General features: G+C 62.3%; 21 protein-coding genes. 10 read left to right on the forward strand and 11 right to left on the reverse strand.

Annotation, left to right across the window (positions count from 1 at the left end):
• Positions 1–82 precede the first annotated feature (82 nt).
• From hmgB to FCF25_RS04320, 5 genes are all read right to left on the reverse strand, one after another.
• Complete coding sequence (hmgB, locus tag FCF25_RS04300) at positions 83–1420, reverse strand: hydroxymethylglutaryl-CoA synthase (RefSeq protein ID WP_117594940.1); 1338 nt, start codon at positions 1418–1420, stop codon at positions 83–85.
• Between the two features lie 63 nt (positions 1421–1483).
• Positions 1484–3127 carry a hypothetical protein gene (locus FCF25_RS04305; protein ID WP_137047438.1) on the reverse strand — a complete coding sequence of 548 codons (1644 nt, stop codon included), beginning with the start codon at positions 3125–3127 and terminating at the stop codon, positions 1484–1486.
• Positions 3128–3192: 65 nt separating this feature from the next.
• Positions 3193–3771 carry a DUF2150 family protein gene (locus FCF25_RS04310; protein ID WP_117594942.1) on the reverse strand — a complete coding sequence of 193 codons (579 nt, stop codon included), beginning with the start codon at positions 3769–3771 and terminating at the stop codon, positions 3193–3195.
• Between the two features lie 198 nt (positions 3772–3969).
• On the reverse strand, positions 3970–4818 hold the full coding sequence (locus tag FCF25_RS04315) for a TatD family hydrolase (protein ID WP_137047439.1): 849 nt from the start codon (positions 4816–4818) through the stop codon (positions 3970–3972).
• 84 nt (positions 4819–4902) lie between these two features.
• The gene (locus tag FCF25_RS04320; protein ID WP_137047440.1) at positions 4903–5355 is read right to left on the reverse strand and encodes an NYN domain-containing protein; all 453 of its coding nucleotides are present in this window, start codon (positions 5353–5355) and stop codon (positions 4903–4905) included.
• 179 nt (positions 5356–5534) lie between these two features.
• Here FCF25_RS04320 and FCF25_RS04325 point away from each other — a divergent pair, with 179 nt between their 5' ends.
• Positions 5535–7130 carry a S8 family serine peptidase gene (locus tag FCF25_RS04325; protein WP_137047441.1) on the forward strand — a complete coding sequence of 532 codons (1596 nt, stop codon included), beginning with the start codon at positions 5535–5537 and terminating at the stop codon, positions 7128–7130.
• Between the two features lie 251 nt (positions 7131–7381).
• Here the strand turns inward: FCF25_RS04325 and FCF25_RS04330 are convergent, their stop codons facing one another.
• From FCF25_RS04330 to FCF25_RS04345, 4 genes are all read right to left on the reverse strand, one after another.
• A complete protein-coding gene (locus FCF25_RS04330; RefSeq protein ID WP_137047442.1) occupies positions 7382–8278 on the reverse strand; it encodes an SDR family NAD(P)-dependent oxidoreductase in 897 nt (298 codons plus the stop codon).
• Positions 8279–8293: 15 nt separating this feature from the next.
• Positions 8294–9562: a translation elongation factor EF-1 subunit alpha gene (gene tuf / locus FCF25_RS04335; protein ID WP_117594947.1), complete on the reverse strand. Its 1269-nt coding sequence runs from the start codon at positions 9560–9562 to the stop codon at positions 8294–8296.
• A 185-nt stretch (positions 9563–9747) separates the two neighbouring features.
• Positions 9748–10173 (reverse strand): CBS domain-containing protein, encoded by a 426-nt coding sequence (locus tag FCF25_RS04340; protein WP_137047443.1) that lies wholly within the window; start codon positions 10171–10173, stop codon positions 9748–9750.
• A gap of 212 nt (positions 10174–10385) precedes the next feature.
• Positions 10386–11582: a M20 family metallopeptidase gene (locus FCF25_RS04345; protein WP_168191203.1), complete on the reverse strand. Its 1197-nt coding sequence runs from the start codon at positions 11580–11582 to the stop codon at positions 10386–10388.
• A 122-nt stretch (positions 11583–11704) separates the two neighbouring features.
• Between FCF25_RS04345 and ilvA the strand changes: the two genes are divergently transcribed.
• The 9 genes from ilvA to gcvPB all read left to right on the forward strand — a co-directional run bounded on the left by ilvA (position 11705) and on the right by gcvPB (position 23426).
• Entirely contained in the window at positions 11705–12922 is a 1218-nt protein-coding gene (gene ilvA, locus FCF25_RS04350) for a threonine ammonia-lyase (protein ID WP_137047445.1), read from the forward strand.
• 353 nt (positions 12923–13275) lie between these two features.
• Complete coding sequence (locus FCF25_RS04355; protein ID WP_137047446.1) at positions 13276–15204, forward strand: hypothetical protein; 1929 nt, start codon at positions 13276–13278, stop codon at positions 15202–15204.
• Positions 15201–16196: a hypothetical protein gene (locus FCF25_RS04360; protein ID WP_137047447.1), complete on the forward strand. Its 996-nt coding sequence runs from the start codon at positions 15201–15203 to the stop codon at positions 16194–16196. Before FCF25_RS04355 ends, FCF25_RS04360 begins: the two co-directional genes overlap by 4 nt.
• Positions 16197–16234: 38 nt before the next feature.
• Positions 16235–16735 carry a hypothetical protein gene (locus FCF25_RS04365; protein WP_137047448.1) on the forward strand — a complete coding sequence of 167 codons (501 nt, stop codon included), beginning with the start codon at positions 16235–16237 and terminating at the stop codon, positions 16733–16735.
• Between the two features lie 143 nt (positions 16736–16878).
• Complete coding sequence (locus FCF25_RS04370; RefSeq protein ID WP_137047449.1) at positions 16879–18483, forward strand: transposase; 1605 nt, start codon at positions 16879–16881, stop codon at positions 18481–18483.
• A 697-nt stretch (positions 18484–19180) separates the two neighbouring features.
• Positions 19181–20293, forward strand: coding sequence for a glycine cleavage system aminomethyltransferase GcvT (gene gcvT / locus FCF25_RS04375; protein ID WP_137047450.1), 1113 nt, complete (start codon positions 19181–19183; stop codon positions 20291–20293).
• Positions 20294–20671: a glycine cleavage system protein GcvH gene (gene gcvH, locus FCF25_RS04380; protein ID WP_117594952.1), complete on the forward strand. Its 378-nt coding sequence runs from the start codon at positions 20294–20296 to the stop codon at positions 20669–20671. It begins immediately after the preceding gene.
• Entirely contained in the window at positions 20668–21996 is a 1329-nt protein-coding gene (gene gcvPA / locus FCF25_RS04385) for an aminomethyl-transferring glycine dehydrogenase subunit GcvPA (protein WP_137047451.1), read from the forward strand. The genes gcvH and gcvPA overlap by 4 nt, the downstream gene beginning before the upstream one ends.
• Positions 21996–23426: an aminomethyl-transferring glycine dehydrogenase subunit GcvPB gene (gene gcvPB, locus FCF25_RS04390; protein WP_117594954.1), complete on the forward strand. Its 1431-nt coding sequence runs from the start codon at positions 21996–21998 to the stop codon at positions 23424–23426. The genes gcvPA and gcvPB overlap by 1 nt, the downstream gene beginning before the upstream one ends.
• Positions 23427–23431: 5 nt before the next feature.
• Here gcvPB and FCF25_RS04395 read toward each other — a convergent pair whose 3' ends face one another.
• Together FCF25_RS04395 and FCF25_RS15500 are read right to left on the reverse strand one after the other, a co-directional pair.
• A complete protein-coding gene (locus tag FCF25_RS04395) occupies positions 23432–23791 on the reverse strand; it encodes a cupin domain-containing protein (RefSeq protein ID WP_137047452.1) in 360 nt (119 codons plus the stop codon).
• Positions 23792–24037: 246 nt separating this feature from the next.
• Positions 24038–24199: a hypothetical protein gene (locus FCF25_RS15500; RefSeq protein ID WP_168191204.1), complete on the reverse strand. Its 162-nt coding sequence runs from the start codon at positions 24197–24199 to the stop codon at positions 24038–24040.
• Positions 24200–24229: the final 30 nt, after the last annotated feature.

Genomic DNA, 24229 nt, shown 5'->3' on the forward strand with positions numbered 1-24229 from the left:
CGTTCTCACCACTTGACAGTACGGTGTCGACTCTCAAAGGGAGAAGGCAGGAATACAAAAGCCGTTGAAGTGGAGGCCGAAGCTACTCGACGTACTCGTACTTGCGCTCGTTCATCCGGCCCCACCCGGTGAAGACGAACTCGTCCACGGGCGCGGTGAACTCCTCGACTTCCGTCTCCTTCTGGTGGTTGTGGACGTCGTGGACCTGCTCGTACTCGCTGTAGCTGAGTTCGTAGCGGCGTTCGAGCTGCTCGTCGACGTTGAGCGCGTGAATCTCGTCGAGCCAGTTATCGCAGACTGTCTCGGCGTGTATCTCCGCCTGCGCGCCGGAGCCGTAGGAACCGACGAGCAGCCGTTCGCCCGAGAGCGACCGACCCGCCTCGGCGGCGTTCTTCAGCGCGCTGATGCGGGCGATGTGGACCGACCCGGTGTACCAGTTGCCGACCTGCTCGGAGATGGCGAGCGTCGGTTCGATGGCGCGAGCGTACCACTCGCTGTAGTTGTCGGTCTGCTTCAGCGCGTCCATGTAGTCGCGGATAGCCGCCTCGTACTCCTCCCAGGAGCCGAAGTCGGCCTCGCGGGGCTGGCGACCGATCTCGTCGGCCATCGCGGCCTCGACGTCGGTACCGCGGGTCATGTGCCGATACCCCAGCAGCGCCGCCTTCCGGACCATCCCGGGGAACGGCGTGTGGAAGGGGATGTACTCGAAGTCGTCGGGGTGGGTGTCGCCCGCGACGCTCTCGTAATCTTCGAGCGCCTCGCGCATGCGGGCGAGGTACACCTGCACCGAGCGCTTGCCGTCGACGCTCGGGAACTGCTGGTTCGGCTTGAGGAAGTCCGTCTCGTCGGCGGAGCCGTACCCCTGTTCGGTCGAGAGTTCGACGAGGTCGGGGTCCTCGGAGATGAGCATCGCCACCGCGCCCGCACCCTGCGTCGCCTCGCCGGGGTCGCCGCGCTCGTACAGCGCGGTGTCGGTGGCGATGACGAGCGCCGACCGACCGCGGTTGCGACCCGCCTGTATCCAGTTGTACGCGTCGTCTAAGCTCTGGGTTCCCGCGATGCAGGCGAACTTCCGCTCGCCCTTGTTCGCGTGGTGGAAGTCCTCGTCGTACAGCTGTTCGAGACAGCCGGCGATGTACGTCGAGACGGGCTTGGAGTTGTCGAAGGAGCTCTCGGTGGCCACGTCGATGCGGCCGATGTCGTCGGGCGTCAGGCCGCGGCGTTCCATCAGTCGCTTGGCCGCGTTCGCGCCCATCGTGACGATGTCCTCGTACACGTCGGGGAACGAGGAGGCTTCGAGACCGATTCCCTTCGTGTACTTCTCGGGGTCCTCCCCTTTCACCGGTGCGAACGTTCCGGGGAGGTCGAGGACGAGCTTTCCCGTCCAGATTTCGACGGCGTCGATACCGACTGCAGTCATGTGTGAGTGATAATGAACGTCGGTATATGGGCCTGTCGATGGGTGGTTCGTCAGGTGTCGAACTCAGAACGAGCCGACGGTGAACGTCATCGACTTTGCGGACCCGTCGGCGAAGTAGAGCGTGACGGTGAGTCGCTCGTTCTGCATGTCCACGGAGTCGCCGGAGTTCCCGGACCCGCTCTCGTAGAAACGGAGCAACGAGAACGTGATATCGCTACCCGACTCCGCAGTCGCTCGCCGAATCAGCGTCACTCGGTCTCCGAGAGTGTACCGGCTGTTACCGCCGTCGCCCGCTTCGTAGTAGCCCGAATCGTCGGTTTCGAGGTGCATCTCGTGCTGTCCGGCGCCCTGTCCGCCGTTCCTCTCGCGCAGTTTACCCGCCGCGGCGGTGTCGACGGTTATCGCCTCGACGACCGCCGGCCCGGGACCGTCGTTCGAGACGCTGAATCGAACGGTGGACGACCCGCTGAACGGCTCCGCGTCGTCGTTGTAGCGCACGTCGCTCGCGGCCGTTCCGCCGTTCCCGCCGTCACCGTCGCCGCCGCTGGCGGTCCCCGATACCGTCAGGTCGAACGTCGCGCGCTCCGCCTCGGTGTCGGCGTCGCCGAACCCGACCTCGACTTCGACGCTCTCGCTCTGCGACGAGCCCTCCGGTGGCTCGTAGACGACGCGCACCTGCCCCTCGCCGTCGGTTTTCGCACCTTCCGGGAACGTCACGCTACCGCCACCGTCGGTCACCTCGGCGGTCACGTCTTCGCCGATAACTGGGTTACCGAACCCGTCGCGCACCTCCGCGACGAGCGTCCGAGTCGTTCCGGCTCGTACCGTCGAACCGTCGCCCTCCACGTCGGTGACGTACGCCGCCTCCGTCTCGCCGACGTTCGACCCCACGCCGACCTTCGCCGTTCGGAGCGAGTACGTCTCGTCGGCTTCGAGTGTCATCGTCAGGACGCCACCTTCGACGGTAACGTCCGCGACGTACTCCTCGCCTTCGAGCAACTCCTGCCACTTCTCCTCCGAGAGTTCCGTCGCCAGCGATATTCGAATCGGCTCCCCGTCGCTCGTCACCGTCGTCGTTCGCGCCGATGCGCTCACCGACCGCACGTCGAGCGGTTCTACTCCAGTTCGCTCTCTCGACAGCTCACCGCCGAGTGCGACGAGCGAGATGCGCCGTCCGTCGACGAGCGTCTGGTCGCTCTGCGGCAGCGCCGCGCCGTCGTCGAAGCGGTTGTAGACGACGGAGTTCTCGTACACCGTCGTCGGGGGGTTCTGGTACTGGGCGTAGTCGGGCGTGTACTCCAGCGACCGCGTCTCGAACGTCCGAACGTCGTCGCCCGTCCAGTAGTCGGCCGTCTCCGCGTCGACGGCTCTCGCGTTCTCGATGACGATGCCGTCGGCGACGCTCTCTGTCGTCGAGAGCCGTCCGCTCGCCGGCGGCGGGTTGACGAAGAGCACCCGGTTCGGATACTGCGCCCCGAGAGAGACCGAGACCGGGTGCGTCGTTCCGGTGCCCGCACTCCGTAGAATCGCGTTTCTGGCGTCCAGCAGGTCCGATTGGACGCGCTGGTTGTGGTCGAACTCGACCCGCTCGTTGTCCGCCGGGACGACCTGGACCTGATACATCGACAGCGAGAGTATCAGCACACCGAACAGGAGGACGAAACCCACCTGGACGGTGACAGCACGTCGGTCGTCCCGAAAGTTCATGGACGGGACAAGTCGTCGGGGCAGTAAAAGTTACTGCTCCGGCGACTGTCCGGCCGTCGAACACGTCACTCGTCGTCTTCGACGACTTCGGGGTCGCTCATCGCGCTCTGGAGGCTGTCGAGACCGTTGACCCACTCGGAAACGAGACCGTACTCCAGTTCCTCGGCGACCGACATGTCCAGTTCCGACCCGTCGATGATGTGCGTGCCGGCCTGGACGAGATAGCCCAGCGCGGCGTCGAGGTCGTCCTCCGCCTCGGCGTCGGCGGCGGCGTAGACGTACTCCTCGACGGGCGCGTCGCCGACGGTGCCGCTGTTGACGTACTCCTCGGCGGCGTAGAAGACGCAGACGAGACTCGTCTGGACGCCGTCGATGAGCATCAGTTTCTCCTCGTCTTCGAGCGAGGGTTCCGAGAGGACGATGTCGCGAATCTTCGCGATCTCGTCGAGCGCTCGTCCCTCGTCGAGCGAGTCGTCCTCGTACGCGGAGACGATTTTGGCGACGGCGATGGCCGCGTCGTCCTGCAGGTTCAACAGCAGTCGGGCGGAGTCCTCGTTCTCGGGGTCCAGCTCCTCTTCTTCGACGCGGGTCAGCCAGTTTTGCCACCGTTCCTCTGTGTAGAACGTTTCCTCGGGGTCAACCATATCTCACCCGAACGCTGCAGTACTCAAATGCCTTTCTTCTCAGCGGACACAACGTGTGAACGCCTCACTCGGTGGCGACTCGGGGGCGAATTTCGCCGACCGAACGGCGTCTGACGCAACGTCCTCGCCGAAGAAAGTCAAAATAAGTGACAGTTTTCGGTGCACAGAGGTCTCACCGCGGTTTCGGTCGCGCGCCCGTCACCCGTCGAGCGTCGCCTCCGTGTCGATACCGTAGACGCGCTTCGGCGTCTCGACGTGCGCGTTCCGCATCGCGTCCTCGTACCCCTCCTCCAGCAGCCAGCGGACGCGACGCGGCACCGTCTTCGGCCCCAGTACGGCGCCCGGTCGGTCCGGGTCGTCGACGAAGTCCGTCTCCATCAGGAACGGTTCGTTCGCTTCGACGGCGACGCGGAGTCGGTCCTTCTCGCTCATCACGCTCGGCGTCGGGCCGCGGAGTCTCCCGGCCGCGTAGTGTTTGACGACGTTCTCGGCCGGGAGGCCCCGCGCTTCGGCCCACTCCGCGATGTCGGTGAGGTCCTCGCTCGCTTCGGTGTGCAGTTGCACCGCGCAGTCGCGCTCCGCGCCGAGCGAGAGCGCGTGCTTCAGCACGTCGTTGGAGGCGTCCCACACCTCGTCGGACACCTCGTAGTGGGGGCGGCCCGACTTCAACGCCAGCGCGCGTCCCTCGGCGACGAACTCGGCGGCGACGTCGAGCCCGGCGCACATCAGGTCGCGGGCGTCTTCGGGCGCGAAACCGCGCTCGTCGGTCAGACGGGTGACGAGGCCGGGGTGGACGCCGAGCACCGGCCACGCGCGCCCGTCGAGTACCTCGTTCGCCTCGGCGACTGCGCCGAGCGTCTCCTCGAAGACGGCGCGAAACTCCTCGCCCGTCTCGGCTTCGACGCCGAGATGCCACGACGGCTTGTTGACGACGAGCAGGTGCGTGCCGCCGAGGCGCGCGAACTCCTCGACGGCCTCGATGTCCCGGCCGTGCCGCGGGTCGAGGTGGAGGTGGTTGTCCAACACCGGCGTGTCGAGTTCGTCCATGGGCGTCGTCGGAGCGAGAGAGAGAAAAATCTGGCCGAGTCGACCGACGGATTCGCCCGTCGGTTCCGACGCTTCCGGCAGCGTTTACTCGCCTAAGGTGATGCTTTCGGTGGCCGAGTTCCGAAGCGCGTCCGAGCGTCCGTGCGCGCCCGGCGCGATAGCCAGCGTTCGAATCCCTCTGGCGTTGGCCATCTCCAAGACCGGTTTGAAATCCGTGTCGCGCGAGGCGATAGCCAGCGTCCCCGCGCTCTCCTCGACCGCGAACCGCGTCGCGTCGACGGCGAGCTTCACGTCCACGTCGCCGCTGGTGACGACTACCTCGAATCCGCGGGCCTCGGCGGCCTGAATCAGTCCCGGCGTCGCGTGCTCGTCGAGGTACAGACGAATCGTCACGAGTCGACCCGCCCCCTCGGCGGCCTCCCGCACGTCGTCGAGGTCGACGTCGAACTCGTCGCGCAGAATGTTCGGCCCGTCGACGAACAGCGCGACGCCTCTGTCGCGCCCCGATTCGTCCGTGAGCCGTCCGAGCAACTCCATACTCCCGAACTTTGCCGGGAAACTATATGCGTGCTGATTCGGCCGAAGTGCGTGGTGATTCGGTCGAAGAGGTTAGTTCTAAGCTATGAGCTAAGAATGTTTTGCCATCCTTTTATAAGATATTACTAATAAAGTATGAAAATAATTATATACCGAGTGTGTGAAAGTCAGGCGCAGCCATGCCAAACGAAGACACACCGTCGTGGAAGCGTCGTGGATTTCTGAAGACGACCGGTGCGCTCGGCCTCGTCGGCCTGAGCGGCGTCGGGGCGGCGACGCCGGGACGCAGCCCCGGTCCGAAGGAGGACGAGATTCTCGTCGGCGTCTCGAAGACCGCGGACAGTCCGAAGGCGGAAGTCGAGAAAGCCGTACCGGGCAACGCCCGCGTCGTCCACGAGAACAAGCAACTCGGCTACGTCGCCGTGAAGTTCCCGTCGGAGGCGTCCGAAACCGCCCGCGAGAACTTCGTCGAGGCGGTCACGAAGCGCGAGAAAGTCAAGTACGCCGAGAAGAACGAGACGCTCGAAGCACTGTACACGCCGTCGGACGAGCGCTACTCCGACCAGTACGCGCCCCAGCAGGTCAACGCCGACGTGGCGTGGGATACGACGCTCGGCAGTTCCGACGTCACCATCGCCGTCATCGACCAGGGCGTCATGTACGACCACCCGGACCTCGCCGACCAGTTCGGATCGAGCGAGGGCTACGACTTCGTCGACGACGACTCCGACCCCTATCCGGACGACCTCGAAAACGAGTATCACGGCACGCACGTCGCCGGCATCGCGGCGGCGACGACGGACAACGGCGAGGGCATCTCCGGCATCAGCAACTCCACGCTGCTGTCGGGTCGCGCGCTCTCCGAGGAGGGCAGCGGTTCGACCGCCGACATCGCCGACGCCGTCCAGTGGGCCGCAGACCAGGGCGCGGACGTCATCAACCTCTCGCTCGGCGGCGGCGGCTACACGGACACGATGAAGAACGCCGTCTCGTACGCCTACGACGCGGGGTCGCTCGTCGTCGCGGCCGCGGGCAACGACTACGGGTCGTCGGTCTCGTACCCAGCGGCGTACAGCGAGTGTCTCGCCGTCTCCGCGCTCGACGAGAACGAGTCGCTGGCGAGTTACTCGAACGTCGGTCCCGAGATTGAACTCGCCGCACCCGGTTCGAACGTCCTCTCGACGTGGACGACGAGCACCGAGTACGACAGCATCTCCGGCACGTCGATGGCGACGCCCGTCGTCTCCGGCGTCGCCGGGCTGACGCTCGCCGCCTACAGTCTCACGAACGAGGAACTCCGCACCCACCTCAAGAACACGGCCGTCGACGTCGGCCTCTCCAGCGACGAACAGGGCAGCGGCCGCGTCGACGCCGGCAACGCCGTCACGACCGAACCCGGCAGCGGCGGTGGCGGCGACGACGGCGGCGACGACGGTGGCGACGGCGGCGGCGACGACTCCACGTCGGCCTCGGTCGACGGCTCGCTCAGCGGCTACTGGGACTCGAAGTGCTGGAGCTACGGCTTCGAGTACGACGGTCCCTCGAAGGTCGTCGTCGAACTCTCCGGTCCGTCGGACGCCGACTTCGACCTCTACGTCGACGAGGGCTCCGGCTCCTGTCCGACGACCGGCGACTACGACTACCGCTCGTGGACGACCGACAGTCAAGAGACCATCACCATCGACGACCCCGACGACTCCGCGGACCTGACGGTGCTCGTCGACTCCTACAGCGGGAGCGGCGACTACACCCTCACCATCACCGAGTACCAGTAACTCGGTAGCGATAGAATCGTCAGCCATCGACTCCGGTCCCTGTTCTCGCCGCGCCGCATCCGTCGTCGACCCGCCGGTCCGGGCATCGCTACACGTCGCTCAGTCTCCAAAACTTGTACAATTTCTAAAATTTGTACGCGCGCTAGTTCGCACCGCCTCGGTCCCGTACGCGTGTTGTTCGACTTCTGGACGTCGGCGGCGCGTCCTACCTCGACGGCTCGTCGGACGCCCCGCTACCCCCCGGCCTCGCCTCAGAGCGGTTCGGTGTCTAACTCGAACGGCGGCGGTTGCGTGCCGTCCGTGTCGGTGAAGCCGTACTCGCGCGCGAGCGCGCCGGTGACGAGTACCTGCCCCGACTTCCCCATCACGTCGGGGTCGGCGGCGAGCGCGGTGACGGCGCGGCCGACGTACTCCGGAGAGTGCGTCTCTTCGGGCACTTCCTCGCCCGTCTCCTCGAACGCGCGGACGACGCGCTCGGTTCGGACGAACCCTGGATACAGCGAGACTGCCGCGGCGCCGCGGTCGCGGAGTTCGTGGGCCATCGCCTTCGCCATCCGGTCGACGGCCGTCTTGGCGACGTCGTACATCACGCTGCCCCGATACTTGTCGCCGTCACCCGAGGAGACGTTGACGACGAGACCCTCTCCCCGGTCGACCATCCGTCGGGCGGCGAGTCGACTCGCGGCGTAGTGCGCGCGGACGCCGGCGTCGAACATCCCGGACCAGCGGTCCATCGACTGCGTCCAGAACGGGTCGTCGAACGTCTCGTCGTAGCCCTCGTAGCCGCCCCAGACGTTGTTGACGAGCAGGTCGACGCGGCCCTGTTCGTCGTCGACTCGCGCGAACAGCGCCTCCACGTCGGCGTCGACGGTGTGGTCGCACCGGACGGCGATACCCTCGCCGCCCCGGTCGGCGACGAGTTCGGCCGTCTCGGTGACCGTCCCCGGCAGGTTCTCGGTCGTGTCGTCGGCGACGAGTTCGGCCGTCTCGGTGACCGTCCCCGGCAGGTTCTCGGTCGTGTCGTCGACGACGCTCCGGCCGGTCACGTAGACGGTCGCACCCGCGTCACCGAGCGAGAGGGCGATACCGCGGCCGACGCCCCTGCTCGCACCGGTGACGACGGCGACGGTATCGGAGAGGTTCGGCATAAAAAGCGGACCGGGTTACCGCTCGTTGACCTTCAGCACCTTGCCCGCGGCGATGGTCTGACCCATGTCGCGGATGGCGAACGAGCCGAGTTCCGGAATCTCGCTCGACGGCTCGATGCTGAGCGGTTTCTGCGGGCGCAGGGTGACGATGGCGGCGTCGCCGGCTTTGATGAAGTCCGGGTTCTCCTCGGCGACCTCGCCCGAGGCGGGGTCGAGTTTCTGGTCGATGGACTCGATGGTGCAGGCGACCTGCGCCGTGTGGGCGTGGACGACCGGCGTGTAGCCCGCGGTGACGACCGAGGGGTGCTGCATCACGACGATCTGCGCCTGGAACGTCTCGGCGACTTTCGGCGGGTCGTCGGCGGGACCGCAGACGTCGCCGCGGCGGATGTCGTCCTTGCCGACGCCGCGCACGTTGAAGCCGACGTTGTCGCCGGGTTCGGCGCGGTCGACCTCCTCGTGGTGCATCTCGATGGTCTTCACTTCACCCGAGACGTCCGACGGCTGGAACGAGACCTGTGCGCCCGTCTCGAGGATACCGGTCTCGACGCGGCCGACCGGGACGGTCCCGATACCCGAAATCGTGTAGACGTCCTGGATGGGGAGGCGCAGCGGCGCGTCCGTCGGCGGCGACATCTCGGGCAGGTTGTTCAGCGCCTCCAGTACCGTGGGCCCGTCGAACCACGTCATGTTCTCGGAGTGCTCGGCGATGTTGTCGCCCTCGAACGCCGAGATGGGGATGAAGCGCGCGTCGTCGGTGTCGAAGCGGACCTGGGTGAGCAGCTGCTTCACGTCGTCGACGACCTCGCGGTAACGGTCCTCCTCGTAGTCGACGGTGTCCATCTTGTTCACCGCGACGATGAGCGTCTCGATACCGAGCGTCCGCGAGAGGAACACGTGTTCGCGCGTCTGCGGCGCGACGCCGTCGTCGGCGGCGACGACCAACACGGCGTGGTCGGCCTGCGACGCGCCCGTAATCATGTTCTTGACGAAGTCGCGGTGACCGGGCGTGTCGACGATGGTGAAGTAGTACTTGTCCGTGTCGAAGCGCTGGTGGGCGATGTCGATGGTGACGCCGCGCTCTCGCTCTTCGGCCAAGTTGTCCATCACGTAGGCGAACTCGAAGCCGCCTTTCCCTTTCTCGGCGGCCTCCTCTCGGTGCTGCTCGATGACGTGCTCCGGTACCGACCCCGTCTCGAACAGCAGACGCCCGACGAGCGTGCTCTTGCCGTGGTCGACGTGACCGATGATAGCTAAGTTCTGGTGTGGTTTGTCCTGTGACATGGTAACGCAGGCGCCGCGCGCCTGTCAGGTGGTTTATGTTGTACGAGAGCAAAACGGTTGCCTCCAGTACGTCGGTTGAACACACTTACCGTTGACACTATACGGAACGAACGATACTCGGCATCGACAGAGTGTCGTCGAAATATAAGGAGTCCGTGAGCGCCGAGGGCGTCGGGAGGCGTGGTCTACGCCGAGTAGCCCGGCGACTGCGACTCGATGACGTCGGCGATGCTCGTCATCTCCTCGCCGACGGTGGCCACCACGTCGTCGAGCGTGACGATGCCGACGAGTTTGCCGTCGTCGTCGACGACGGGGAGTCGGCGTACCTTCGCCTCGCCGAGTTTCTTCGCCACGGCGAACCCTTCCTCGTTCTGGTTGATGGTCTCGGGGTTCTCCGCCATGACGTCTTCGGCGGTCATCTCCGAGATGTCGTCGTGTTCGCCGACAGCGAGCGCGATCTCCCTGTCGGTGACGATACCGCGCGGTTCGCCGTCTTCGACGACGACGACGGAACCGACGCCCTCCGACGAGAACTGCTGCGCGATCTCCTTGATTGTCGTGCTCGGGTCGACCGTGACGACGTCTTCGGTTGCGAGGTCACCAACTGGCATAGCATCTACTAGCCCCACACTGACCGTGGTAACCGTAGGGCCTGTATTTGCGCGGCGGGTCGGGGGCGGCCGAGACGGCCTGCAGGCGGGTCGCCGCGGACAAATCCCACAATTTTCGAGAGTTCCATAGTGTGCAGGGTGTTCAGACGACGTTCGCTTCGTACCGATTGGAAGGGGGCGACGGGCGACGGCCGACGACCGGACGACTCGTCTCAGTCGTCGGTCGCTAGCAGATACCGCTCCAGCAACCGCTCGTAGACGCGGGCGGTCGCGATCAGGTCGGAGACGGCGACGGACTCGTCGACGGTGTGGGCGTCGTCCTCTATCGTTCCCGGACCGAACAGCACGGCGGGGATGCCGCGGGGGATGAGATGACGGGTGTCGCTGCCGGCGTTGAACCCGACGACGTCGCTCTCGACGCCGGCGTCGCCGGCGGCGTCGACCGTTTGCCGAACCAGCGGGTGGTCGGCGTCGATACCCGCGGCGTCGACGGTGAGCGTCCGGCGGAGTTCGAACTCGACGGGCGGCGCGTCGACGAGACCCGACTCGACGGCCGCTCGCATCCGTTCGTCGTAGTTCTCGGGGTCCGGTCCCTCGGGGAGCGTCCGCCACGAGACGGTCGCTCGGGCCTCGCCGGGGACGACGTGCGGGGCGGACCCGCCTTCGATTTCCGTGACGGTGATGGTCGGGCCGGGTTCGAGAATCGGGTGGTCCTCGGCGGCGACTTCCTCGGCGAGGTCGGCGACGCCGTTCAGCGCGCAGCGAATCCCGTCGATGGCGTTGATGCCGCGGTCGGGTCGGCCCGAGTGGCTCTCGCGGCCGCACACGACCAGCTCCCAGTCGAGCGCGCCGTACTGCGCGATGGCGACGTGGAGGTCCGTCGGTTCGCCGACGACCGCGGCGTCGACGTCGCCGACTGCCTCCGCGATTCGCTCGGTGCCCGGACCGCCGCGTTCCTCGTCGATGGCGAAGCCCAGGACGACTTCGCCGGGGTCGGCGGAGCTGTCGGCGTCGTCGCCGGTCAGAAACGCCTCGGCAGCGACGACTTTGGCGGCGAGAGCACCCTTCATGTCCGCGACGCCGCGACCGACGAGACGGTCGCCGTCGGGCCCGTCGCTCTCGCGCCGGAGTTCGTACGGGTCGCCCGTCCAGTCGTCGGCGTTGGCGGGAACGACGTCGGTGTGGCCGGTCAGGAGCAATCGGCCGTGTTCGGGGTTTCCTGCGCGTGCGACGAGATTCGGTCGCCCCGGTTCGAGTTCCTCGCGCTCGAGCGTCCACTCGACGGGACTGGCTTCGAGATACTCGACCAGCGCGTCGACGACGGGGCCCTCGCCGCCCGGCGGGTTCGGACTGGGGCGTTCGACGAGCGTCCGGGTCAACTCGACGACTGCCGACTCGATGATCTTCACGGCTCCCGCTCTCGCGGAGCGCGTATAGCCCCGTCGACGCCGGAAAAACCCGCTGACAAGCTGTTCTCCGCGTCGATTTCCGACGACGACGGCGTTAAGCGACCCGACCGTCACGCTCCCGTATGACCGAAGAACTCGTGACGCGAGGCGACGTCGAAGCGGCCGCGGAACGCCTCGACGGCGTCGTCAAGCGCACGCCCGTCGATAGCTCCCGTACGTTCGCCGAGCGCTGTGGAGCCGACAGCGTCCACCTCAAACTCGAATCGCTCCAGCGAACGGGATCGTTCAAGATCCGCGGCGCGTCGAACCGCATCGCTCAGTTGAGCGAATCCGAACTCGACGGCGGCATCGTCGCGGCCAGCGGCGGCAACCACGCGCAGGGCGTCGCGTCGGCGGCGGCGGCCCACGGCGCGGACGCGACCATCGTGATGCCCGAGGTGACGCCGATGGCGAAGATAGAGGCGACACGGGGCTACGGCGCGGAGGTCGTCGTCCACGGCGACGTGTACCAGGAGTCGTACGCGCGGGCGATGGCTATCGCCGAGGAGCGGGGCGCGACGTTCGTCCACCCGTTCGACGACCGCGCGGTCATCGCCGGACAGGGAACCGTCGGGCTCGAAATAGTCGAGGACGTGCCCGACGTCGACACCGTCATCGTCGCCATCGGCGGCGGGGGGCTCATCTCGGGTATCGCAACGGCAGTGAAAGCGCACACCGACGCACGGGTCGTCGGTGTCCAGACCGAGGGCTGCGCGCACATGAGCGAGTCCCTCGAACGGGGCGAGGTGTACGAGCGTGACTCCATCGACACCATCACCGAGGGCATCGCGGCCAGCAAGACGGAAGAGTACACGTTCCGGCACGTCCGCGAACGCGTCGACGAAGTCGTCGACGTCACCGACGCCGACGTAACCGCGGCGATGGCGCTCCTCGCCGAGCGTTCGAAACTCGTCACCGAATCGGCCGGAGCCGTCGCCCTCGCGGCGCTGGTCGGCGACTACCTCGACGTGACCGGCGAGACGGTGGCGGTGCCGGTCTGCGGCGCGAACATCGACCTCACGCAGTTCGCCGACTACGCCAAAGCCGGCCTCGCCGAACTGGGGCGGTACCGGACGCTTCGGCTGACCGTCGACGACTGGCCGGGGTCGCTGGGTGCCGTGGCCGAAGCCGTCGAAGGGGCGGGTGCGACCGTCGACGAGATATCGCGTCTGCCGCCGCGCTCGGGCGTCGACCCGGCGCAGACGGAACTCTCCGTGGCCGTCGAGGGCAGCGGTCCCGACCACCTCGACCGGGTCGTCGCCGCGCTGGACGAACGTCCGGAAGTCGGCACCGTCGACTGATTACGCACCCGGAAACTGCAGAAGGTTCGAGCCGGCGGTCCGCAACATCGCACAGTCTCGGAGGATGATTTCGATGCGTGTCTTTCTTTCAACCCTATATGACTGGAAACGGTATTCCCTATCGATTCTGATTTTCTTTTCGCAGAAGTCCTCCGGAGCGGGAACACTTCCACTGATTACCACACGGTACGAAGAGATAGTATTCTCACACATTGAATGCTGCACAAATACTTATGTATATCCAATATAGCCTGAATGTGTGCAAGAAAATAAAGTCACGAAAGTAGACAATAAATCGAGGATCAACTTAGGAAGACGCTCACTTCTTCGGGTGATTGGGCGCTGGAGCCGGGATGTCACTGGGTGGAGCTAGTGTTGGAACACTCGGGGTTGAATCAGTTCAAGCAGTAACTACCGTCTTCGAAGACTTCGAAAACGACCTTGGAAATTATACTTTCGCATCAGGTCAGTCTGGTGCAACCACCGTTACATCACCGACGTACAGCGGCTCATACGCGCTAGAGATTGATAACACAGATACTGAGCTTTATAGTGTCTCTGGACTAGATGATTATCCACAAGCTGGAGATACATTCTCTTATAGAGTGCGCGCTACCGGAGGAGCCGATACCGTGAACTTTGGATATGGTGTCACCAACGACAATAAGCAATATCTTGTCAAAATCCATTTCCCGAATAGTAATGTCTTTCTCTATAAGGAAGATTCGGGATCAACGTTGTTAGGGTCTGCAACTACTGGATTCTCGCTCTCAGAAGACTCATGGTATGAGGTCGAAGTCGACTGGTCAACTAACGGCGATCATACTGTGACCGTTCTTGACGATAGCGGCTCGACAATAACAACCTTCAGTGGTAATGATTCGACTTGGAGCGACGGAGGAATTGGTTTCTACGCATATATTGCGTCTGGAGGAAGAGCGTACTTTGACTACGTTGCTCAGTCAGATACTGGCGGAACACCTACCCCACCGAGTATTCCAGTTATCGATGATTTTGAAGATGGAAACCTCAGCGAGTATACCTTCTCTTATGGGGAGTCTGGTGCAAGTATTGTCTCTCAGCCCGTTTTTGAGGGATCGAATGCTCTCGAAATCGACGGAACAAACACTGAGCTTTACAGCGAAAGCGGTCTCGAAAATTACCCCTGCCCGGGCGACATTTTCTCGTACCGCGTTCGTGCGACAGGAGGTGCCGACTCACTGAACTTTGGTTACGGAGTTCAGGGGGATATGGGAAAATATTACGTGAAGTTACACTTCCCGAATGACAATCTCTTCCTCTACAAGGAGAGTGCAGGTGGTGGGAATGATCTCCTCGCGGTCTCTACGTCCGGATTCTCACTCTCTGAGGATGTATGGTATCAGGTCAAAATAAAATGGGGAGGTGAAGGAGAGCACAAAGTGACAGTGTACGATGAGTCAAATACTGCCATTACAACAATCTCTGCAGAAGATTGGACGTGGCGTGATGGCGGCATCGGTTATTACGCATACATCGCTTCTGGTGGGTCTGCATACTATGACAATGTCGTAATTGACGAGACGACTGCACTCGGTCGATTCGAGTCAGAGATGGACGGATGGGAAACGAGCAATGGGAATTCCATATCCCGAGTCAATGGAGACATAGCCGGGGTCGCTCGGGACAGTCATACACTTGAGGTGTCTGTCAACGGTGACTCTGAGCCTTCGATACAAAATGAACTACGACTCCAGCAAGTGAATTGTTCGAATCACCCGCACGTGCTCGCTCACGTTCTCCCGATGTCAGTCGAAGGTTCTGACTCTCCTGTAAGTTTCCGATTCAGGTATCACCATGGCGATACAGGTGGTGTCGAAGAATCACCAGAGATGATTGTCGACCAAGGATGTAGTATGCAAATTGCTTGGGACATGAGTAGTGTCAGCGATACGGCCCTAGCGACACCAGAACGCATTGAAATCGTATGGTACCCGACTGACCATCCACCAGCAGACGGCTTCGCCTACAACGGTACAGTGTATATCGACAATGTCTACATGACAGCTGTAAAAAATGATGTGACCTATGCGAGAAATGTCTGTAAACACCAAGATCTCGAACGAGCGCACGGAATGAGAGTCGACGAGATAATTGACACTCAATCTAGTACAGTCCAGACTGGAAGATACAAGTACTCAAACGCTGCAGAAGTAACCTACAGAATTGAGAAACTTGGAAACGGAGATATAGAGGAAACAGTTGATGGTGATACCTTCCTTTGGAAAGGAGGTGCCCAATGACACTTCAGCCTGGATGGGACCAAACCGAGCAAGTAAATTCGGTTACAACGATCCCAGGATATAATGAGAACATTGATCCAACGGACAGTGCTATCCCGTGGCTCTTTGATGACTGGTTCCACGGAGATTTCTCCACTGATCGACCGGCTAGCCTTGATGAAGCTCTCGGCGACAAAAATCCATCACTGGATGAGTATGACCGGCCGTTCCCCAGATACCGGATGAACTCTGTCATCGAAATTGGGTTCAACACCCCAGATGGACTCACAATACCTGATAGCGACGACGCTTGGGAGGTCGTGTTTGACGAAAGTAATCAAGCGTCTATTACACTGGAAGGGGAAGGGAATCCATTCCGTAATGAACTCGACTACTATGACTCTAACCAGCCTGGTGACTACCATCCCTCTATTGTAAAAGGACCACACACGGCTATTGACAGAGTAACTATCGACGGAGTTGACGGCATCCGTGGGTCGATAATATATGGAGGAAGTGACTACTATCTGGACCGGGCAAAATCCGAGGGAGAGTTGGCAGCAATTATTTCCGGAACGGGCTTGGCTCTACCAGCATGGTACATATCATACAAGTATCAAATCACCACGTTCTACACCTTCACTGACTTCGTTTTCATGGCTGATGGTACGAAGTTAGCTCGGATGTGGGACGCAAGCCGGTATCCCGCACACGCACTGTACATGGGCGGAAGAAAAGAGGACCAAAGTGTATTTGAGGAGGGAATCCAGTGGACAACTGATCAGTATCTAGGCCATATCGCCTTTGAAAATTTCGCGCGAGAAGGGAACACTGTGGGCCTAACTCCGTTTGATGCAGCTGGATCCTTCGGTTACAGGAATGGATTCCGTCTCGGTGCTGGATCACATCCAGTTGCTTTTGGACGTGACACTGGAGATGTACTCCTATCTGAAGGCATTGAGGAGGCGTTACCCGACCCACTATTCCCAGCGAATATCGACAACCCTATCTAAGTGGAAACATACAAATAGTCTGACTGTTTATTTTTTACATGGTGAAATCCCGAGTATGTGTAATTATTTTGCTGGTTCTTACTGCAGGATGTCTCGACTCAGTAATTGACGCACCAGTAGATCAAGAGGAGCCAGTAGAGTTTGTTGCTGAGAATCTTGTAAATGACACGACCTTCTTTAAGGTGTATGTGGTGGACTTGCCTGCAAATCTCACACTTCATCTTAGCGACGGCAGACAAGGAACCTTTGCGATTGGAGAAGGAGTAGGTCCATCCAGTCCGGGAGACAATAGGACTTATACAAAGGTAGAAGTACCAGAGTCAGCACGGCTACATGGAAACTTCACTCTTGGTGCCAACGAATCGGTCAACAGTTCAATTGGAGACCTTCCACGCGGTTTCGCTATTGTGGTAACTGTTCACAGAGACAAGAACGAGATTATCTCGTACGTTACTGCAAATTGTGACGACCTTCCTTTAATTGGTCTCAAAGTCACTAGATATCCAGAAGGTGTTAGCGTCGTACATTCGTGTACTTAATACCTGTACTGTCGCGGTCCATGTATTCAAGAATAATTTCTGTGCACACCATTTTCATATTCTACACATAGGTTTAGAGAATTCAAAAAGGATTGGATAATCAACAGTCAGGTTCAATTTCGTCGGAAAGTAGAATCACGAGGATGAATAGCTGCACTAATGAGCAACTGACTGATGCATTCCTTGTTGGACTTGATTTGCGAGAGAAACTCCGAGACGGCAACTCTCTTCCCGATGCATTCAGAAAACTCGATAACAGGTTTGGCATCCTCAAAGATGGATATCCCGAATGGCACCCTGCCCCGTACCCATTCGAAGGAATGCTCAAGCTCTTCTTCTACCGCGAAATCACCGGCTGTAGCTATCGTGAACTCACACAGTATCAAGAACTCGCGTCAGCCTTCGGACTCAGGCGTATTCCCGACGAATCGGTCCTCTCACGAACATGGCGCAAGCGCTTCGACCGAGCGACACGCGAGTTTGTCAGAAGGGGTGCGCATTTACTCGTCAAAGAAGTTCACGACTATGACCCACCAGTAGCTGGGATACGACCTAAACACGAGGTGGTTGATTCAGAAGAAAGCTACCCAGAAGATTCTGTAGCGGAAGGCACAGAGAAGATTGAGTTCACTGATGAAGAGATCTTCCGGGCGACACGGCTCGCTCGTGAAAGTTGCTTTAGCTCATTCGACTCGGGAAGAGCTGGGAATGCTTCTTACGACGATACGCGATTTTTCGAGTTACAGACGTTCATGGGAATGGTCGGCTGTGGAACCGCTCAGGGAGCAGCGCGATTCAAATTTCGTCGCGGAATCGAATACGGTCCACACGGCGACACCCATCTCCGAGCGGTCAAAAAATTCTCTCGCGAGCAGTTGATCGACGGATTCCACGAGGCAACTGAACGACTCATCTCTACGGTTCATTCTGAAGCGCTGTTTCGTCGTCCAGTGACCGTAGCGATCGACATTACGATTCTTCCGTACTATGGTGATGTCGAGGAGATGCCAATGGTCAGCGGGACCAAGAACCATCCCGAACGAGCGTTCAAATACGCGACGCTCTCGATTGTCGGGCAGAACGCCCCGTTCTTACTAGCTATCGAGCCAGTACGAGAGAGCTCGCCGTGGGACGACAACCCGCCAAACCGAATTCACCGAGTCGTTCGTCGACTTGTACGGCGAGCGAAGGAACTCGTTCCTATCGAGACAGTGCTATGCGACCGCGAGTTTGACTCGATGGACGTGTTCCAGACACTGTCGAACCTCAATGTTAACTATCTCATCCCCAAGCGAATCACCAGCACCGAGCGAGCTGCGTTGGTGCAGATGGAGAAAGACGGGCAGAACGTCGCCGTTGAGCCAGCAACAGTCCACGTCGAATCGGGGTCGCACGCGATGCAGTTCCTGTACGTTCCGACTACGAACAGCGAGAGTACAGCGGTCTTTGCAACCAACGTCGCCGTGGGACCGGAAAACGCAGAGTCGTTCTGCCGACGCTACAGTAGCAGGTGGTGGATCGAGAGTAAGTACAAATCGATCAAGCACGATTTCCTGGCGAAAACCTCGTCGAGAGATTACCGTGTTCGACTGTTCTACTTCGTCTTCGCCGGTCTGTTGTACAATATCTGGCGACTCACCGATCTCCTGTTGAGGGCCGGTGTCGGTGAGGAGATGGACAACGCGCCTGTGTTGACTGCGGGTGAATGCATCGAACTGGTTGCTTCAGCGCTGATTCCGCCAGACTAAGCAGGCAGAAAGACTCGGTCAGCCTTTTGTGAGTGGCAACGCTCGAGAGATGTGGAAGAAGTCGTTCGTTTTCTGACAACCATCCAACAGTGACCGAGGTCTCCGTCACTTCTTCTCTTAGTGCGCCCTGTGGTATCCCGATGAAAAGCAAATTTGTCCTGAAAATAGGCCATCCTCCGAAACTGTGAACATCGCGACCACGCCGTTTTCGTATCTCCACATTTGGTTTACGTGGACTGTTACGACGGGGACTCCGAACGTCGTCGAGCGACGCGAACAGCCTCGACGACCCGTCAGTGGGCGTGAAAGCGGAAGAGACGGAGAAACAATAGAGACGGAGAAACAGCAGGGATGGGGGAACTCAGAAGATTCTCATCGCGCGACTCATCTCGGCAAAAGTTGCAGTGCGGCGTTCGGTAGTAGTGGCGACCTCGGTCTGAGTCTGCTCAGAAATCTTTGCTACAATCATAGTAAATACCACCACGAGCAGGTATATAAACCTTCGTCCGACACGTCGGTTCGGAGCGCGTCCAACTCGCGTCGTTTCACACGTTCGTGCATAGAGAACCGGTGAATTCCGGGTTCGAGGCCGACGAACTCGTCTCTCTCGTACTCCCGATGCACAGACGCGCATATCGTCGGTAGTCACGCGGGAGGAGATACCAAAGCATTACTTACCCCGAACCAAGCCACTGATATGGCCCATCGGAAGCCGCCACTGCGGGAGGTCCACGCCGACCGCGGGGCGAAGTTCACCGGGTTCGGCGGGTGGGAGATGCCGGTGGAGTTCGACTCCATCCGCACCGAACACGCCGCGGTCCGCGATTCGGCGGGCATCTTCGACGTCTCGCACATGAGCGAGATCGAGGTGTCCGGGCCGGACGCGACCGAGTTGATGCAGCGACTCACGACCAACGACGTGACGGCGCTCGACCCGGGCGACTCGCAGTACTCCTGCATCACCGACGAGTCGGGCGTCATCCTCGACGACACCGTCGTCTACGCGCTGCCCGACGAGTTGGACAACTCCGACTCGGCGGACCCGACGTATCTGTTCATCCCGAACGCGGGCCACGACGAGCAGATGTACGAGCGGTGGACCAGCCACCGCGACGAGTGGGGTCTCGACGCCGCCGTCGACGACCAGACCGAGGAGTGGGCGATGTTCGCCGTCCAGGGGCCGGACGCGCCCGGCCTCGTCGCCGACGCGGCGGGCTCCGACGTTCTCGACTGCTCGCGGTTCGAGGCGACGTACGCCGAGATTGCGGGCGCGGACTGTCTCGTCGCACGCACGGGCTACACCGGCGAAGACGGTTTCGAGGTGCTCTGTCCGTGGGACGCCGCCGAGTCCGTCTGGAGCGAGTTCGACTGCCAGCCCTGCGGCCTCGGCGCGCGCGACACGCTCCGAATCGAGATGGGGTTCCTGCTGTCCGGAGAGGATTTCGACCCCGAGGAGGAGCCGCGGAACCCCTACGAGGCGGGCATCGCGTTCACCGTCGACCTCGACACCGAGTTCGTCGGGCGCGACGCGCTCGAACGGGCGAAAGAAGACGGCGTCGACGAGCGGTTCGTCGGCCTGAAACTCGCCGAACGCGGCATCGCCCGCCACGGCTACGAACTCCGCGACGAAAGCGGGGAGAAAATCGGTCACGTGACCAGCGGGACGATGAGTCCGACGCTCGGAGAAGCTATCGCGCTGGGCTACGTTCGAACCGACCACGCGGAACCGGACACGCGCGTCCGGGTCGTCGTTCGCGGCGACGAAAAGCGCGCACAGATCGTGAACACACCGTTTCTGGAGGATAAATAGATGTTCGAAGTACCTGACGACCTGCGGTACATGGAATCGCACGAGTGGACCAGCACCGACGACGTGGCGCGAATCGGTATCACCGACTTCGCCCAGGACGAACTCGGCGACGTGGTGTTCGTGGAACTGCCCGACGAGGGGAGCGAACTCACCAAGGGCGACGAGTTCGGCGTCGTCGAGAGCATCAAGGCGGTGTCGGACCTCTACGCGCCCATCTCGGGCACCGTCGTCGGCGTCAACGAGGCGCTGTTCGACCAGCCCGAACTCGTCAACGACGACCCGTACGCGGAGGGGTGGATGCTCGAAGTCGAACCGGCGGACGACGGAGAGTTCGACGAGCTACTGACGGCAGAGGAGTACCGCGAGCAGACCGAATGACGCGAGAACGAGGCAGTCCGTACGCACCGCACGCGGAGGGCGAGACCGCCGCGATGCTCGACGCCGTCGGCGTCGACGACGAGGAGGCGCTGTTCGACATCCCCGAAGGCGTTCGCTTCGACGGCGAGTTCGGCATCGAACCGCGAAGCGAGCAGGCGCTTCGGCGCGAACTGACGGCGCTGCTCGGGAGAAACGACGACCTCACGGAGTTCATGGGACGCGGGCACTACGACCACTACGTCCCCTCCATCGTCGACAACCTCTCGCAGCGCGCGGAGTTCCTGACGAGCTACACCCAGTACCAGCCCGAGATCACGCAGGGGTTCCTGCAGGCGCTGTTCGAGTACCAGTCGATGTTGGTCGAACTCACCGGGCTTCCGGTGGCGAACTGCTCGATGTACGACTCGGCGACGGCGCTCGCCGAGGCCGCTCGTCTCGCGGACCGAGTTCGACAGGCCAGCGGCACGCGGGTACTCGTCCCCGAGTTCCTGCGCTCGGGCAAGCGCGGCGTCCTCGACAACTACCTCGCCGGCACGGAGATGACCGTCGAGACGTACCCGATGGACGACGGCAACGTCGACGTCGAGGCGCTCGCCGAACTCGTCGACGACGAGACGGCGATGGTCTACGCGGAGAACCCGACGGTCCGCGGCACCATCGAGGAACGACTCGCCGACATCGGCGAGCTCGCCTCGGAGAACGACGCGCTGTTCTGCCTCGGCACGGACCTCGTCGCGCTCGCGCTCCTCGAAGAACCCGCGAGCGTCGGCGCTGACGTCGTCGTCGGCGAAGCCGGCGTGCTCGGCCTTCCGAACGCGTACGGCATGGGCCTCGGTCTGTTCGCCACGCGCGAGGAGTATCTCCGGCAGGTTCCCGGCCGCCTCGTCGGCGTGAGCGAAGACGCTGCCGACAGGCGCGCGTACACGCTGACGCTGCAGACGCGCGAGCAGCACATCCGCCGCGAGCGTGCCACGAGTAACATCTGCACGAATCAGGCGTGGGTGGCGCTCCGCGCAGCCATCCACCTCGCGTGGCTCGGCCCCTCGGAACTCGTCGACCTCGCGGAGGACTGCGTCCGCGACGCGGCCGCCCTCGCAGAGCGCCTCGACGCGCTCGTGGGGCTCAAAGCGCCGGTGCACGACCGCCACCACTTCCGCGAGTTCGTCGTCCGCTGCGACCAGCCGGCGGCGGCCATCGCCGGGGACCTCGAAACCGAGGGATACGCGGTCCACGTCGTCGGCGAACACCTCCTACAGGTGTGTATCACCGACGCGAACGCGCACAAGGCGGACGAACTCGTCGCGGCCTTCGAGGGGGTGCTCTGATGATTCACGACCAGGCGAGATACGTCGAGAACGGTCAGTACGAACCGCTGCTGTCGGAGAAAGGGACGAGCGAGGTCGACGTCGGCGGCGACGACTCGCCGCTTCCCGACGACCTGACGCGCGACTCCGTCGAGCTCCCGGCGCTCTCGGAACCCGAGTTGGCCCGTCACTACACGCGGCTCTCGCAGATGAACTGGAGCATCGACAGCGGACCGTACCCGCTCGGCTCCTGTACGATGAAGTACAACCCCAAGTTCACCGAGGAGGTCGCCGCCGACCCCAAGGGCGCGGTGCATCCCGACCGCTCGGCGCGGAGCGTGCAGGGGAGCCTCGGACTGCTCCACGGCTTGCAGGAGTACCTCGCCAGAATCGGCGGCATGGACGCCGTCACGCTCCAACCGCCCGCCGGGGCCGCCGGCGAGTTCGCGGGCATCCTCGTCGCGAAGGCGTACCACGAGGCCAACGGCGAGGACAGAGACGAGGTTATCATCCCCGCCAGCGCCCACGGCACGAACTTCGCCAGCGCGGCGATGGCCGGCTACGACGTGGTCGAACTCCCCTCCGCCGAGGACGGCCGCGTCGACGTCGAGGCGCTCGAAGCCGCCGTCGGCGACGACACCGCGGCGCTGATGCTGACGAACCCGAACACCGTCGGACTGTTCGAGCGCGACATCGAGCGGATCGCGGAGACGGTCCACGACGCGGGCGGGTTGCTCTACTACGACGGTGCGAACCTCAACGCGTTGCTCGGCCGCGCTCGGCCGGGCGACATGGGGTTCGACATCATGCACTACAACGTCCACAAGACGTTCGCGACGCCGCACGGCGGCGGCGGTCCCGGCGCCGGTCCGGTCGGCGTCGTCGACGAACTCGCCGAGTTCCTCCCCGCGCCGCGGGTGCGCGAGCGGTCGTCCGGCTCCGGCTACGAGCTGTTCGACCCCGAGCGGTCGGTCGGGAAAGTCCACGGCTTCCAAGGTAACTGGCTCGTGCTCGTCAAGGCGTACGCCTACATCGCGCGCCTCGGCGACGAGGGGCTGCTCGACGCGAGCGCCAAGGCCGTGCTGAACGCGAACTACCTCGGTTCGCAGGTGGAGTTCGACATCCCGTACGGCCCGTTCCACCACGAGTTCGCGGCCACCGCCGGCGAGAAGGACGCCGCCGACGTGGCGAAGCGGATGCTCGACTACGGCGTCCACCCGCCGACGACGAAGTGGCCCGAGATGGTGCCGGAGGCGATGCTGACGGAACCGACCGAGATAGAGACGAAGAAGTCGCTCGACGACCTCGCCGCGGCGTTCAACGCCGCCGCCGGCGACGACGAGGAGACGCTGGCCGACGCGCCGTCGCGGACGACCGCCCGACGCATCGACCAGGTGAGCGCCGCGCGCAATCCGCGACTGTCGTGGCAGGCGCTCGACGGCGACGAGTAACGCAGTTACTCCTCGTCGAGCACGACGCCGTCGTCTTTGACGTTCGGCGCGCCGACGACGAGCACCGTCCCGCTCTCGACGGCGGTCAACCGCCGCCTCGCCTGCGGTTCGACGACGACGTAGTCGTCGGGAACGAGTTCGAGCGTCTCGTCTTCGATTCGGAACTCGAATCGACCGTCGAGAACCGCGTACAGCTCCTCTTGTTGCTCCTGGTAGTGAGACGGCGTCGATTCGCCTCTCTCGAACGTCCAGACGTTCGGCCGCATCTGCGCGGGACGGAGGTGGTAGCCGACCGGTTTCACGTGCGCGTCGGCTACATCCGCCTCGTGGGCGTCGACGTCCGCGAGATTGATTCGTGAGTACACGGCGGGCAGTTCGTCACAGAGTATCAAAGGCATTTCTCGGTCGACGCGTGTCCGACGACGCGGGAAACTGTTCGGCGGACTTCACACTTCCCCGTAGACGGTTTTTCGATATCGCAATAAATAGTGTATGCGTCGCCGGTCAGTCTCCGACGACGCCTCTAGAGCAGGCAGATAAATCGGCGAACTCCGGAAGTACAGTCCGAGCTGTCGGCGGTCAGACTGAGCGAGAGAACTACTCGGCGGTCGTTACTGCGTGCTGTCGATGCCGTCGATGAGGACGAATCCGTAGTTGCACTCGGTGCAGCGCCACTTCGTCTTCTCGCCGAGGTGGACGTTCGTACTGGCCGAGCGGTAGAACTCCTGGCTCCCGCCGCAACTCGGGCAGTCGTGTTCCATTTCGAGGCTCATGTCGGTATCTCGCGCGTGTGGTGTGTTGAA

Origin of the sequence: Haloprofundus sp. MHR1 (assembly GCF_005155585.1) — an archaeon.
GTDB classification, from domain to species: domain Archaea; phylum Halobacteriota; class Halobacteria; order Halobacteriales; family Haloferacaceae; genus Haloprofundus; species Haloprofundus halophilus.

What these genes read in the sequence shown, in the direction of transcription:
- tuf (WP_117594947.1), bottom strand. Translation starts at nt 9,562, where the DNA reads ATGTCACAGGACAAACCACACCAGAACTTAGCTATCATCGGTCACGTC.
- FCF25_RS04310 (WP_117594942.1), bottom strand. Translation starts at nt 3,771, where the DNA reads ATGGTTGACCCCGAGGAAACGTTCTACACAGAGGAACGGTGGCAAAAC.
- FCF25_RS04315 (WP_137047439.1), bottom strand. Translation starts at nt 4,818, where the DNA reads ATGGACGAACTCGACACGCCGGTGTTGGACAACCACCTCCACCTCGAC.
- FCF25_RS04355 (WP_137047446.1), top strand. Translation starts at nt 13,276, where the DNA reads ATGTCACTGGGTGGAGCTAGTGTTGGAACACTCGGGGTTGAATCAGTT.
- FCF25_RS04365 (WP_137047448.1), top strand. Translation starts at nt 16,235, where the DNA reads ATGGTGAAATCCCGAGTATGTGTAATTATTTTGCTGGTTCTTACTGCA.
- gcvPB (WP_117594954.1), top strand. Translation starts at nt 21,996, where the DNA reads ATGATTCACGACCAGGCGAGATACGTCGAGAACGGTCAGTACGAACCG.
- FCF25_RS04305 (WP_137047438.1), bottom strand. Translation starts at nt 3,127, where the DNA reads ATGAACTTTCGGGACGACCGACGTGCTGTCACCGTCCAGGTGGGTTTC.
- FCF25_RS04330 (WP_137047442.1), bottom strand. Translation starts at nt 8,278, where the DNA reads ATGCCGAACCTCTCCGATACCGTCGCCGTCGTCACCGGTGCGAGCAGG.
- ilvA (WP_137047445.1), top strand. Translation starts at nt 11,705, where the DNA reads ATGACCGAAGAACTCGTGACGCGAGGCGACGTCGAAGCGGCCGCGGAA.
- gcvPA (WP_137047451.1), top strand. Translation starts at nt 20,668, where the DNA reads ATGACGCGAGAACGAGGCAGTCCGTACGCACCGCACGCGGAGGGCGAG.
- FCF25_RS04360 (WP_137047447.1), top strand. Translation starts at nt 15,201, where the DNA reads ATGACACTTCAGCCTGGATGGGACCAAACCGAGCAAGTAAATTCGGTT.
- FCF25_RS04320 (WP_137047440.1), bottom strand. Translation starts at nt 5,355, where the DNA reads ATGGAGTTGCTCGGACGGCTCACGGACGAATCGGGGCGCGACAGAGGC.
- FCF25_RS04370 (WP_137047449.1), top strand. Translation starts at nt 16,879, where the DNA reads ATGAATAGCTGCACTAATGAGCAACTGACTGATGCATTCCTTGTTGGA.
- FCF25_RS04325 (WP_137047441.1), top strand. Translation starts at nt 5,535, where the DNA reads ATGCCAAACGAAGACACACCGTCGTGGAAGCGTCGTGGATTTCTGAAG.
- FCF25_RS04340 (WP_137047443.1), bottom strand. Translation starts at nt 10,173, where the DNA reads ATGCCAGTTGGTGACCTCGCAACCGAAGACGTCGTCACGGTCGACCCG.
- hmgB (WP_117594940.1), bottom strand. Translation starts at nt 1,420, where the DNA reads ATGACTGCAGTCGGTATCGACGCCGTCGAAATCTGGACGGGAAAGCTC.
- FCF25_RS15500 (WP_168191204.1), bottom strand. Translation starts at nt 24,199, where the DNA reads ATGAGCCTCGAAATGGAACACGACTGCCCGAGTTGCGGCGGGAGCCAG.
- gcvT (WP_137047450.1), top strand. Translation starts at nt 19,181, where the DNA reads ATGGCCCATCGGAAGCCGCCACTGCGGGAGGTCCACGCCGACCGCGGG.
- gcvH (WP_117594952.1), top strand. Translation starts at nt 20,294, where the DNA reads ATGTTCGAAGTACCTGACGACCTGCGGTACATGGAATCGCACGAGTGG.